The sequence below is a fragment of the Glaciibacter superstes DSM 21135 genome (assembly GCF_000421145.1).
Classification (GTDB): domain Bacteria; phylum Actinomycetota; class Actinomycetes; order Actinomycetales; family Microbacteriaceae; genus Cryobacterium; species Cryobacterium superstes.
This window is the reverse complement of record NZ_ATWH01000024.1, coordinates 16,361-28,641: the sequence shown is the minus strand read 5'-3', so window position 1 is coordinate 28,641 and position 12,281 is coordinate 16,361. Positions and strand designations below refer to the sequence as shown.

Below are 12,281 nucleotides of genomic sequence, written 5' to 3'. Positions count from 1 at the left end.
CACAAAGACGGCAAAACCCACACCCCACCTACCCTGCTCGAACTCCTCGCAGGATAAACACACCAAACAGGTCACACCAGATTGACAACCAGCGGGAACGCCGATTCCGTGAGAATCTCCGTCGAATGGTCAAAGAAGATGCCGATTCGGGCCCGCCTGCTACAGGTCGTAGAATCGAGCGGTGTTGATTTGTCTGTCCGCGAGTCACAAGAACTCCAGCTTCGACGTGCTGGAGGCCTTGTCTGTCGGTGCGGATGCTGCAGCAAGCGACATGCTTGACCGGCACGACTCCCTGAGCGGCGCGGTCGTCGTCGCCACCTGCAACCGGTTCGAGGCCTACCTCGACCTCGACGAACCGTTCGGCGTCTCCCCCATCCCAGCCATCTCCGCCGCCATCGACGCGGTCAGCGCGAACAGCGGTGTTGCTGCAGACACCCTCCGCGACACCCTCGAACTTGTGCACGGCAATGGCGTCGCAGAGCACCTGTTCGCGGTGACCAGCGGCCTCGAGTCCGTCATCGTCGGGGAGGGCGAGATCGCAGGCCAGGTGCGTCGGTCACTGGAAGGCGCGCGCGCCGCCGGCACCACCAGCCCTGAACTCGAACGGCTCTTCCAGCGCGCGTCCCGCACCTCGCGCGGGGTCAAGAATCGCACCGGCATCGGCTCAGCGGGCCGGTCGCTCGTGCGCCTCGCACTCGAATTGGCGGAGAGCCGGGTCAGCGACTGGGCCGAGACGCGGGTGCTGCTGGTCGGCACCGGACGTTACGCCGGCGCATCCCTCGCCGCCCTGCGCGATCGCGGCGCCGAGAACGTGCGGGTCTACTCCCCGTCTGGCCGGGCCGCGAAGTTTGCCGCATCGCACGCCATCGAGGCGGTGGCCGAAGCCGACTTCGCGCAGGAGATCGCGTGCGCCGACCTCATCGTCACGTGCACAACGGCCGAGCACCACGTCGTCGACGCCGAACGCATCCGTGCCGCTCGCGGGCAATTCCCAGGCCCTGCGACAGCCGTCGACGACGCGCCGAAACTCTGCCCGGTGACGGACGGGGCCGCCTACCGCCAACTGATCATCGACCTCGGCCTGCCGCGCAACGTCGACCCCGACGTTGCATCCGTTCACGGTGTTGAACTGCTCGACCTTGAGACCATCCGCATCCACGCCCCTCTTGAAGAGTTGAACGCCACCAGCGAGGCGCGCGAGCTCGTCGGTCAGGCGGCGCGCACCTTCACTCAGGTCGCAGAGGAGCAAAGCCTCACGCCGGCGGTCGTCGCATTGCGCAAGCATGTCTTCGACGTTCTTGATGCCGAAATCGAGCGCGCACGCGGTCGCGATGACTCCGAACAGACCGAAGCCGCCCTCCGCCACCTGGCCGGTGTGCTGCTACACACTCCGATGGTGCGCTCCCGTGAGCTCGCTCGGGCTGGCGACCAGGACGCGTTCGTTGACGGTCTCGACGCGTTGTTCGGCATCCGTGTCGACCTGTCGCGGAAGGCGACGGATGCTGCGGCTCGCGTCGCCGACACCGGTACGACGGCGTCGTGACCGACGAGGTCGGCGCGAAATCAAGCGGTCTCGCTCTCCCCTTCCACGCGCACGAGATCCGCACAGAGCGGTTGCTGTTGCGCCCGCTCACCGAAGCGGACGCCGACGACGTCTTTGCCTACCAGTCGTTGCCGGAGGTCGTGCGGTATTTGCCGTGGCCTCTGCGGGACCGCGAAGAGTCTCGAGAGCACACCCTCAAGCGGGCCGGCTTCACTCGGCTGGAAAAGGATGATGACGGGCTGGCCCTGGCGGTCGAGCTGGTCGGCGAGGGTGGTTCGCGTGGGCCCGTGATCGGCGACATGACCGTGATCCTGGCGAACGCCGTGGAGGATCGGATCGAAATCGGCTGGGTGTTCCATCCCGCATACCAGGGTCGTGGGTTTGCCACGGAAGCGGCCAGGGCCGTGCTCGATCTCGCATTCACCGAAATCGGTGCGCATCGGGTGATCGCGCAGCTGAGTCCGGAGAATTCGTCGTCGGTCGCACTGTGTGGCCGGCTCGGCATGCGCGCCGAGGCGCATTTCGTTGAGAGTGAGTTCTTCAAAGGCAAGTGGGACGACCTCGCCATCCACGCCATCCTCCGTCGCGAGTGGCAGGCCGCTACGCGCTAGTCATCCGGGCCAGGCTCGCATCGCCGCATCTGCGGCGGTCACAAGCTGGACCTGCCCGGCGCCGTAGCGTGCCTGAGCGGACAATCCACTGAGCACCACCGTGATGTAGTCGGCAAGGGCGTCGATATCGACTTCGGCGTCGAGGTCGCCGTCGGTGCGCCCACGCTGGAGACGGTCGATCAGTACGGGCCAGTGTCGACGCGCGGGACACTGTTTCGGCCATGTCACCGTTCAACCGGCTCGGGACACCACCTGACGTCGCCGATGTTGTGGCCTTCCTCGTCTCAAATGACGCTCGCTGGGTCACCGGTCAGTATCTGGATGCAACCGGCGGCGCGCTGCTTTGACGGTTGGAACCCGCGGCAATGTTCTCGACGCTTCGCCGATTCAGGGCACCCGCCTCCCAGTAACGCTTGCATCCGCCTGAACGTTCGTTTACCATGTTGAACATGCGTTTAGTCGAGGGCGATCTGACCACAAGGGCGCGCATTCGTGACGCTGCGGTGCACCTCTTTGGCCGTGAGGGCTTTGCGGCGACGACGGTTCGCGCGGTCGCTGCGTTGGCTGGGGTGAGCCCGGCTCTTGTGGTTCATCATTTCGAGTCAAAGGATGGGCTGCGGCTGGCGTGCGACGAGTACGTGGTGAACCAGTTCCTAGGCCGGAAGGATGAGCTCGCAAACGGCGACCCGTCGGTGGCAATTCAGCGCTGGCTCGCCGATGTCGACGCGTATCGCCCGTTGATCGACTATTCAGCGCGCATGCTCACATCGAACAGCCCCGCTGCAGATGAACTCTTCGACGCGATCCTGGCGGGCACTTCGACGATGGTCGACGAGCAAGTGGCGGCGGGAATCATGCGCGAGCCGCTCGACCGCTCGGTAACCGCGCTGTTTCTGACCTTGTATGGCGTGGTGCCGCTGGTGATGCACCGCCAGGTCGCACGCTCCCTTGGTATGGAGCAGCTCAGCGCGGACGGGATTCGCCGCTCGACGATGCCGATCCTCGATCTATACACGCACGGACTGTATGCGGATGATCGGTTCCTCGTAGCCGCGCAAGAGGCACTCGCGCGAACGAGTGGCCCGCGCTCAGACAAGGGCGAGAATAACCCGAATCAGGACCCGGATCCGCCGCACGGCGCCCGTTCTTGATCCTTCGGCGACTTCACTTTCTTGAAAGGAGCATGGGCGATGACCCCTGCCATCGAAACAATAGGTTTAAAAAAACGGTATGGATCGCATCCAGCGATTCACGACCTCGACATTGCCGTGGAGCCTGGAACCGTGTTCGGGCTGATCGGCCCGAACGGGGCCGGGAAGACGACGACGCTCCGGATGCTGCTCGATATCATTCGCCCGTCTTCTGGTCAGGCTCGGGTGCTCGGGCTCGATCCACGCGGCGGCGGGCCCGCACTTCGACGCCGGATCGGGTATGTTCCGGGCGAACTTCGTTTGGAGGGCCGCATCCGTGGTCGTGGCTTGCTGCGACACTATGCGGAGATCAGCGGCACGATCGCGCCGAAGGCGGTCGAAGATCTCGCCGACCGCCTTGGGCTAGATCTGAATCGACAGGTTCGGATGCTGTCCAAAGGCAACAAGCAGAAGCTCGGACTCATTCAGGCGTTCATGCATCGCCCGGAGTTGCTCATACTGGATGAGCCGACGAGCGGCCTGGACCCTCTTGTGCAACGGGAGTTCCTCGAAATGGTGCGCGAGGCCCGCATGCGCGGGCAGACGGTGCTGCTGAGTTCGCATGTGTTGAGCGAGATCCAGCAGACCGCGGACCATGTCGCCGTACTCAGCGGCGGTCGGATCGTGGCGGAGGGGGCGGTCGCCTCGTTGCGGCTGGGCCAGATCAGACACGTCCGGATGAGCCTTGACCGGGCCGATCCCGATGCGATCCGCGTTGAACTCGCGGCCATCCCCGGTCTTCGAGATGTTTCGATCACCGGTGAGGGAGAGACGAGGGTGACAGCGACGCTCGACGGCGACATCGACCCTCTCGCGAAGTTGTTCGCGCGGTACCGCGTCACTGATCTCGTCGTGGAGGAACCTGACCTCGAGGAATCCGTGCTGCAGCTCTACGGCAATTCCCCTGGCAACGCGCGCGGGAAGGGGGTGAACCGTGGTTAGGGTGCTTCCGGTTCTTCGCCGTTCGCTCAGCGATTCGTGGCGATCGTTGATCGGATGGAGCCTCGGTGTCGCTGCAGCACTATTCATGTATCTCCCGCTGTTTCCAAGCATCGGCGGGAACGGGGAGATGCAGCAGATCATCGACAGCATGCCAGAGGAGCTGGTGAAGACCCTCGGGTATGAGCAAATCGCCTCCGGACCGGGGTACGCGCAGGGCACGTTCTACGGGCTGATCGGGTTCCTCTTACTGGTCATCGCCGCCACCTCCTGGGGTTCATCCGCGATCGCAGGCGCAGAGGAGTCCGGCAAACTGGAACTCACGCTCGCCCATGGCGTCGGCCGCAGCCAATACGCGCTCGAATCGGCACTCTCCGTGTTGGTGCGGCTTGCGTGGCTGGGGCTGCTCTCGGCCGGTATCGTGCTGCTGTTGAACGAGCCGTCCAGTCTCGGTATCGACCCGTCGAACGTGTTCGGTGTGTCGGCAGCTCTCGTCGGGTTGGCGTTCGTTTCCGGCACGATCGCGCTCATGGTCGGTGCCGCAACGGGCAGACGTATCCTTGCGACAGCGGCAGGCGCGGGCGTCGCGGTGATCGGCTATGTGTTCAACGCGATCGCCAACCAGGTAGAGGACGCTGAATGGTTGCGCGTGCTGTCGCCATACTCATGGGCATACCGAGAGCTTCCACTGCAGGGCGGTACGGACTGGACCGGCCTCGGGTTGCTGTGGGGCCTCTGCGTCGTGTTCGTCGTCGCGGCAACTCTGATCCTTCGCCGACGCGACATCACCGGCTAAGGACACGCGATGGGGGTTCGGCTCTGGCCGTTCCCCCATCGCCGTACCAGCCGCACATTCCTTCACGGCAGCTGGGCGAAGTCCTCGGCCTTCGCCGTTGGACCGACGATGAGGATCTTGTCGCCTGGCCCGAGCACGGTCTCCGCATCGGCGTTCTGCCAAGCCGATTCAGGGCGTTGGAACGCGGCGATGGTTACGCCATGGGACCTGCGGATGCCGGTGTCGCCGAGACGCACACCGTGCAGGCGAGAGGGTGCGACCGTCTTCACCATGGCGTATCCCCGGTCGATCTCGAGGAAGTCCATCGCGGCGCCGCGGACGAGATGTGCGACGCGCTTGCCCATTTCCTTCTCGGGGTAGATGACGTGGTGTACACCGAGCTGTTCGAGGATCAGGCCATGCCGGTCGTCAGCGGCCTTGACCCAAATCTGTGGGATCTTCATACTCAGGAGCGCTGAACAGGTGAGGATCGAGGCCTGGATGTCACTGCCGATGGCGACGACGACCCGGTCGAACTCGTTCACTGCGAGCTGGCGGAGGGCTTCTTCCTTCGTGGAGTCGGCGCGGACGACTTGCGTCAGTTGACCGTTGAGGCTTTGGACGATGTCCTCATCGGCGTCGATGCCGAGGACCTCGGTGCCGCTGGACATGAGTTCCATCGCAAGCGAGTTTCCGAAGCGGCCGAGGCCGATGACCGCAACAGAATCGGCTTCGGCGATGCGACGCTGGGTGTCTCTGAATCGGGTGAATCTAGCCAATTGCGGGCCTCTCTTTCGGGAGTTCGTACAGGATGTGTCGCTGCCGAAGGGCGATAGCAGATCCGAGGGTGAGCGGGCCGAGCCGGCCGAGGAACATCAGCGCGGTGAGGATCAGCTCTGCGGCTGGCGGCAGCGTGCCGGTGATCCCGGTGGACAGGCCGACGGTGCCGAATGCTGAGACGGTTTCGAAGAGCACTCGATCCAGAGACATGCCGGTGATCAGCATCAGCGCGATGGTTGCCGTGAAGACAGCTCCGCCGGCGAGGAGAACGACGGTAATGGCCTGTCGGTGCACGGCCCGGGAGAGGCGTTTGCCGAAGATGTTAACAGCGCCCTCGCCACGGAGTTCGGTGAGCATGATGAAGAAAAGCACCGCGAACGTCGTGACCTTGATGCCGCCAGCGGTGCCGGCCGGGCCGCCGCCGATGAACATCAGCACGTCCATGCCGATCCAGGTCTCCTCATGCATCGCCCCGACATCGACCGAATTGAATCCCGCAGTCCGGGTCTGCACCGAATGAAAGAAGCCCGCCAAGATACGTCCTGCGGGATCGAGGCCGCCCAGCGTATCGGGGTTGTCCCACTCGATCAGGGTGATGTAGACGGTACCGGCGACCAGGAGCACAACAGTGCCCCACATCACCAGCTTTGTATTCATGGACCAGTGCAGTGGCCGGGTGAACTCCTTCCGAAGTTGCATTATCACCGGGAAACCGAGGCCACCGAGGATGATTGCCGCAGCAATCGGGAGGCAGATAAAGGGGTCGTCGACGAAGCCCATGAGGTTGTCGGTATACAGCGCAAAGCCGGCATTGTTGAACGAGGAGACAGCGTGGAACAGCGCGTGCCAGCTCGCCGAACCGAGATCATAGCCATAGCCGACGAGGAAACGGAGGAACAGCAGCACGAACACGGCGGCTTCGATGCTGAACGAGATAAGCACGATGCCGCGGACGAGGCCACGAACGTCATCAAAGCCGACCGCTTTCGCCTCGGCGGCCGCGTTCATCCTCGACCGCACGGAGAGTCGCCGCGCGAGAACCAGGCCGATGAGTGAGGCGAAGATCATGATCCCGAGCCCGCCAAGCTGGATGAGCACCAGGATCATGACCTGCCCGAACGGGCTCCAGAAGGTGGCGGTATCAACGACGGTGAGGCCCGTCACGCAGACTGCCGACGTCGCGGTGAACAGCGCGTCGACCGGGTCGGCCCATGCGCCAGACGAGGTCGAGACCGGAAGCATCAACACGAGAGTGCCGATCACGATCACTGTCGCAAAGCCCAGGACGACGACCTGAGCGGGGTGCAACGCGAAGCGCAACCGTCGTAGCCGGCGACGCCGCACCGTGCCCTGTTGCATGCTCACAGAGGGACTCTACCCAATTCTGGATCCGACACCGTGAAGATCTCTACCGGTCGAGCTCGAGATGTGACCATGGCAGGGTCGTGGCCAACCAGCACAGCGCCGGGATGATGAGCGAGAGAAGGACTTGAACAGGGCTTGCGGGTGCGAGTATTGACGGATGCGAGCAGTCTGGTTCAGCGAGTTCGGTGGCGTCCCAGAGGTGCGCGAGGTTCCCGACCCGACTCCGAGCGCTGCCGGCGTCGTCGTTCGGGTCGGAGCCACCGGCCTCTGCCGAAGCGACTGGCACGGGTGGCAGGGCCACGACGACGGCATCGCTCTGCCGCATGTTCCCGGCCATGAACTGGTCGGCGTCATCGAGTCCACCGGCCCCGACGTGCACCGCTTCGAGGTCGGCCAGCGCGTGACGGTGCCATTCGTCTGCGCGTGCGGCCGCTGCCCGGAGTGCCAGGGCGGCAACGCCCAGGTCTGCCGCAACCAAACCCAGCCCGGCTTCACCCATTGGGGTTCGTACGCGGAACGAGTGGCACTGCACGACGCCGACGTGAACCTCATCCCCGTGCCGCACGACCTCGACGCCGGCGCCGCGGCACTGCTCGGCTGTCGCTTCGCCACCTCCTACCGCGGACTCGTGCACCAGGCGCGGCTGCAGGCCGGCGAGACTCTCGTTGTCATCGGCTGCGGCGGCGTCGGCCTCAGCGCGGTGATGATCGGGCGAGCGCTCGGCGCCACGGTGATCGCCGTCGACATCAGCCCTGACGCGCTGGCGGCCGCGATCCGGGTCGGCGCCACCCACACGGTGAACTCGGCAGGGCTCACCGAATCCGAGGTGGTCACGGCCATTCGAGGGCTGACGGATGACGGTGCGAACGTCAGCCTCGAAGCGCTCGGCCGGGAATCGACGGTGGCCATCGGCATCCGTTCACTTGCCACTCGTGGGCGCCACGTGCAAATCGGACTGCTCGCCGACGACCCGCGCGTGCCCCTTGGCGTCGTTATCTCGAAGGAACTCAGCGTGCTCGGCAGTCACGGGATGCCGGCGGCCGATTACCCGGAGCTGCTGGCGTTGGTCGCGTCGGGCCGGCTTCGCCCGCAAGACCTCATCGAACGACGAATCACCCTCGACGAGGCACCAGAAGCCCTCGCCGCGATGTCGCACGCCGCACCCGGCGTCACGCTGATCGAGGTCGCGCCCGGGCGTTGAGCTCGGTTCGAAGTTATCCGCAGAACACACTCCTCCTGTGGATCACTCTCCGCCGCGCCTGTATTCGCAACAGCGCACGCAGCGGGAGTCGCGCAGGCGCCTACTCTGGCAGGCGCGGGATGTGCGCGATGCGCGCGTATACCAGCATGGCCACCGCCACCGCGCACAACAGGATGGCGCTCACACCGACGGCCCACTGCACTCCGATCACGGTGCCGAGGATCCCGATCGTCAGTCCACTGCCCGCACGGAGGCCCATGCTCGACATGCCGTACAGCCCGATCACCCGACCACGAATGGCGGCGGGCGCCGCGAGCTGCACGATCGTCTGCGCCGTCGACGATGAGACCAGCGTTGCAATGCCGCCGAGCACCAGGACCCCGAGCGAGAACGCGTAGTTGTTCGACAGCGCGAAGGCCAGCGTCGCGATACCGAAGACCAGTGTGGCGACCATGGCCACCCTGATCGTCGGCCGGAAGAAGCCAGACGACTCCAGCAGCACCCCGCCGATCACCGCGCCGACGGCATTCGCGCCCATCAGCGCGCTGTATGCGAAGCCGGCGTTCTCGGCCCCAAGCATGTCGGCGAACTCCGGCATCAGTGGGGCGAGCGCCACCCCGATCAGCAAAGAGGTCGCTCCGGCAAGCACGATCATCGTGATCAGATACGGGTTCGAGCGCACCTGGCGAAGCAACCTGAACGCCTCTCCGAGTGCCACTCGAGTGCGCGCCACCGTACCGGAGCGCAGGTGCCCGGTATACGGCGTGATGAACATGAAGACGAGCATCGGCACAAACGACAGGATGTTCACGAACATCCCAAGGTCAGGCCCGACCCAGACCAGCAGCACCGCTCCGACCAGCGGGCCGAGCAACATACCCATACTGCGCCCGGTGGAGTTCAGCCGCACCGCGCTCGGCAGCCCGGCCGGCGACGCGATGTCGTAGAGCATCATCTGCTCAGCCGGATGCCAGATCGCGCTGGCCAGCCCGTGCAGCACCAGGAGCACGCAGCAGTGCCACGGCTGCAGCGAATCCGTGACGAACAACACGCCCCAGGATGCGGAGACACCCATGAAGGTCAGCTGCGCGACCTGGATGATGCGCCGACAGTCGTACCGATCGGCAAGGCCACCAGACCAGACGGAGAGAAAAAGGTGCGGCAGCCAGTGGCTGATCACGGCGAAACCGGCGAGCAACGGCGAGTGGAACAGTTGCCACATCACCCAGTACGTGATGACGTGCTCGATGTTGTCGCCCATCATCCCGAGCATGCCGAAGCCGATGTACCTTCGGGTCGGCTTGTTGCGAAGGCCGCCGAAGCGTGCCGGTGCACCGGCGTGCGCACCGGCATCCGTCGCTTCGCTATTGGTCACCGCTGGTTCGCAGGCTAGGCGCCGCGCAGGCGCTCCGCGAGGTAGGCGTAGAGACCGGTCAGCGGCACCCGCTCCTGTGCCATCGTGTCGCGGTCGCGCACGGTGACGGCCTGGTCGTCGAGCGAGTCGAAGTCGACCGTGACGCAGAACGGGGTGCCGATCTCGTCTTGACGGCGGTAGCGGCGACCAATTGCCCCGGCGTCGTCGAAGTCGACATTCCACGACTCGCGCAGCTCGGCGGCGAGCGCCTTAGCCATCGGTGTCAGCTTCTCATTGCGGGAGAGCGGCAGGATTGCCACCTTCACCGGAGCCAGGCGCGGGTCGAGCCGCAGCACGGTGCGCTTGTCGACGCCACCCTTGGCGTTGGGCACTTCCTCTTCGTCGTACGCGTCAACGAGGAAGGCCATCAGCGAGCGGGTCAGGCCGGCCGCAGGCTCGATCACATACGGAATCCAGCGCTCGTTCTTGGTCTGGTCGAAGTACGACAGGTCTTTGCCGGATGCCTCTGAGTGCGTCTTGAGGTCGAAGTCGGTGCGGTTCGCCACGCCTTCGAGCTCGCCGAATTCGCCCCCGGGGAAACCGAAGCGGTACTCGATGTCGACGGTGCGCTTGGAGTAGTGCGAGAGCTTCTCGGCCGGGTGCTCGAAGAAGCGCAGGTTGTCTGGGTTGATGCCGAGGCCGGTGTACCAGCTCATTCGCTGCTCGAGCCAATACTCGTGCCAGGTCTCGTCCGTGCCCGGCTCGACGAAGAATTCCATCTCCATCTGCTCGAACTCGCGGGTGCGGAAGATGAAGTTTCCCGGCGTGATCTCGTTGCGGAAGCTCTTGCCGATCTGGCCGATGCCGAACGGCGGCTTCGAGCGTGAAGCCTGCAGCACGTTGGCGAAGTTCACGAAGATGCCCTGCGCCGTCTCTGGGCGCAGGTAGTGCATGCCGGCTTCTTCTTCGACCGGGCCGAGGAAGGTCTTCAGCAGGCCGGAGAAAGCGCGCGGCTCCGTCCAGGTGTGGCGGTTTCCGCAGTTCGGGCAGGCGATGTCGTCGAGGCCGTTTTCAGGAACGCGGCCCTTCTTCGCCTCGAACTCCTCCTCGAGGTGATCGGCACGAAAGCGCTTGTGGCAGCTGGTGCACTCGACGAGCGGGTCGCTGAAGACCTCGACGTGGCCGGATGCTTCCCAGACCTTGCGGGGCAGGATGACGGCCGAGTCCAGCCCGACGACATCCTCCCGGCCGGTGACCATGTACTTCCACCACTGCTTCTTGATGTTCTCCTTGAGCTCGACACCCAAGGGTCCGTAGTCCCAGGCCGACCGCGATCCGCCGTAGATCTCACCGGCCTGGAAGACGAATCCCCGGTGGCGGGCGAGGGCGATGACGGAATCGAGACGGGACTGTGCGGCCACGGTGGCTCCAATGGTCGAGGGCAGGCGAGTGCCCGGATGGCGGTCCTGCCATTTTAGCGGCGCTTGGGCGGCGCAGCTGCCGATGCTACCCGGACAGGGGCGTTGCCCATGGCCTCCAACGGCAAATAGGCTCGGGTCCAGTGTCGTGGGGGCGGCGCCGGGCAGTACACCCGGCACCGGGGACAGCACAGGGGAGGCAGCTCACGCATGGCAGCATCCGTCCGCTCGGCTCGCGTGCTGACTGGGGTTCGGTAGCACCGTGGATCGTCGCGCTTTTCTCACGGTGGCCGGATCAGCCCTGTTGCTGAGCGGATGCGCGGCGAATACCGCCGATCTCGTGCCGACACGGTCGGCGAGCGCGGGCCCAACGCCCTTACCCGCACTGACTCCGGTTGCCAGGCCGGTGCCAATCGACACGCCAACCCCTGTTGCCGTTGAGCTTCCTCCGCCCGCCCCTGAACGCAGACCTGTTCCTGGTGGCACGCTCACCGAGCTCCCCGGTGAGGGAAACCTGATGGCGTGGACCGTCGATGATGGTGCGAGCACGGATGTCGTGGCTCGCTACACGCAATTCGCGGCGGACTCCGGAACCCGGCTGACGTTCTTCCTCAACGGAAGTTACGACTCCTGGGCGGTCAACGCGCCGCTTCTGCTCCCGCTGGTGCAGAGCGGTCAGGTGCAGTTGGGGAACCACACCTGGTCGCACGCAGATCTGACGGAATTGTCAGACACTGGGGTCGTCGACGAACTGCAGCGCAACCACGATTTCATCGAGGACACCTACGGCGTCGATGCGCGGCCGTTCTTCCGGCCGCCGTTCGGTTATCACGACGATCGCGTCGATGACCTGGCGGCTGGCATCGGCTACACGGTGCCGACGCTCTGGTACGGGTCGCTCTCGGATTCCGGGCTGATCACCGAAGCCCAGGTGGTGGAGTTCGCGACGAAGTGGTTTCTGCCGCAGCACATCGTGATCGGGCGTGCCAACTTCGAACCGGTGTGCAATGTCTTCCCGCAGTTGCTGGCGCTCGTCGCCGAACGAGGGCTGCAGACGGTGAACCTCAATGACGTCTTCACCAGCGAGGCGCATCCGTAAAGCAGC

Annotated in this window: 13 protein-coding genes; 8 read left to right on the top strand and 5 right to left on the bottom strand. The window is 64.9% G+C overall.

Annotated elements, in window-relative coordinates:
* Positions 1–181 precede the first annotated feature (181 nt).
* Positions 182–1,543 (top strand): glutamyl-tRNA reductase, encoded by a 1,362-nt coding sequence (locus tag K323_RS0122610; RefSeq protein WP_022887538.1) that lies wholly within the window; start codon positions 182–184, stop codon positions 1,541–1,543.
* On the top strand, positions 1,540–2,154 hold the full coding sequence (locus K323_RS28145; RefSeq protein WP_022887537.1) for a GNAT family N-acetyltransferase: 615 nt from the start codon (positions 1,540–1,542) through the stop codon (positions 2,152–2,154). Before K323_RS0122610 ends, K323_RS28145 begins: the two co-directional genes overlap by 4 nt.
* Here the strand turns inward: K323_RS28145 and K323_RS0122600 are convergent, their stop codons facing one another.
* Entirely contained in the window at positions 2,155–2,382 is a 228-nt protein-coding gene (locus tag K323_RS0122600; RefSeq protein ID WP_022887536.1) for a hypothetical protein, read from the bottom strand. It abuts the gene before it with no gap.
* Between K323_RS0122600 and K323_RS29645 the strand changes: the two genes are divergently transcribed.
* The 4 genes from K323_RS29645 to K323_RS0122580 all read left to right on the top strand — a co-directional run bounded on the left by K323_RS29645 (position 2,376) and on the right by K323_RS0122580 (position 5,079).
* Entirely contained in the window at positions 2,376–2,501 is a 126-nt protein-coding gene (locus tag K323_RS29645) for an SDR family oxidoreductase (RefSeq protein WP_022887535.1), read from the top strand. The two genes, K323_RS0122600 and K323_RS29645, sit on opposite strands and share 7 nt — an antisense overlap.
* 102 nt (positions 2,502–2,603) lie before the next feature.
* Positions 2,604–3,305 (top strand): TetR/AcrR family transcriptional regulator, encoded by a 702-nt coding sequence (locus K323_RS28140; RefSeq protein WP_157509552.1) that lies wholly within the window; start codon positions 2,604–2,606, stop codon positions 3,303–3,305.
* 39 nt (positions 3,306–3,344) lie between these two features.
* Positions 3,345–4,286, top strand: a complete 942-nt coding sequence (locus K323_RS0122585) for an ABC transporter ATP-binding protein (RefSeq protein ID WP_022887533.1) — start codon at positions 3,345–3,347, stop codon at positions 4,284–4,286.
* On the top strand, positions 4,279–5,079 hold the full coding sequence (locus tag K323_RS0122580) for an ABC transporter permease subunit (protein WP_022887532.1): 801 nt from the start codon (positions 4,279–4,281) through the stop codon (positions 5,077–5,079). Before K323_RS0122585 ends, K323_RS0122580 begins: the two co-directional genes overlap by 8 nt.
* 62 nt (positions 5,080–5,141) lie before the next feature.
* Here K323_RS0122580 and K323_RS0122575 read toward each other — a convergent pair whose 3' ends face one another.
* The gene (locus tag K323_RS0122575; protein ID WP_022887531.1) at positions 5,142–5,837 is read right to left on the bottom strand and encodes a potassium channel family protein; all 696 of its coding nucleotides are present in this window, start codon (positions 5,835–5,837) and stop codon (positions 5,142–5,144) included.
* A complete protein-coding gene (locus K323_RS0122570) occupies positions 5,830–7,197 on the bottom strand; it encodes a TrkH family potassium uptake protein (RefSeq protein WP_033373916.1) in 1,368 nt (455 codons plus the stop codon). The genes K323_RS0122575 and K323_RS0122570 overlap by 8 nt, the downstream gene beginning before the upstream one ends.
* A 163-nt stretch (positions 7,198–7,360) precedes the next feature.
* Here K323_RS0122570 and K323_RS0122565 point away from each other — a divergent pair, with 163 nt between their 5' ends.
* Positions 7,361–8,404 (top strand): zinc-dependent alcohol dehydrogenase family protein, encoded by a 1,044-nt coding sequence (locus tag K323_RS0122565; protein ID WP_022887529.1) that lies wholly within the window; start codon positions 7,361–7,363, stop codon positions 8,402–8,404.
* 100 nt (positions 8,405–8,504) lie between these two features.
* Here the strand turns inward: K323_RS0122565 and K323_RS28135 are convergent, their stop codons facing one another.
* Together K323_RS28135 and K323_RS0122555 are read right to left on the bottom strand one after the other, a co-directional pair.
* Positions 8,505–9,779 (bottom strand): MFS transporter, encoded by a 1,275-nt coding sequence (locus tag K323_RS28135; RefSeq protein ID WP_022887528.1) that lies wholly within the window; start codon positions 9,777–9,779, stop codon positions 8,505–8,507.
* A 14-nt stretch (positions 9,780–9,793) separates the two neighbouring features.
* Positions 9,794–11,179 (bottom strand): glycine--tRNA ligase, encoded by a 1,386-nt coding sequence (locus K323_RS0122555; protein ID WP_022887527.1) that lies wholly within the window; start codon positions 11,177–11,179, stop codon positions 9,794–9,796.
* 259 nt (positions 11,180–11,438) lie between these two features.
* Between K323_RS0122555 and K323_RS0122550 the strand changes: the two genes are divergently transcribed.
* Positions 11,439–12,275 carry a polysaccharide deacetylase family protein gene (locus K323_RS0122550; protein WP_022887526.1) on the top strand — a complete coding sequence of 279 codons (837 nt, stop codon included), beginning with the start codon at positions 11,439–11,441 and terminating at the stop codon, positions 12,273–12,275.
* Positions 12,276–12,281 lie beyond the last annotated feature (6 nt).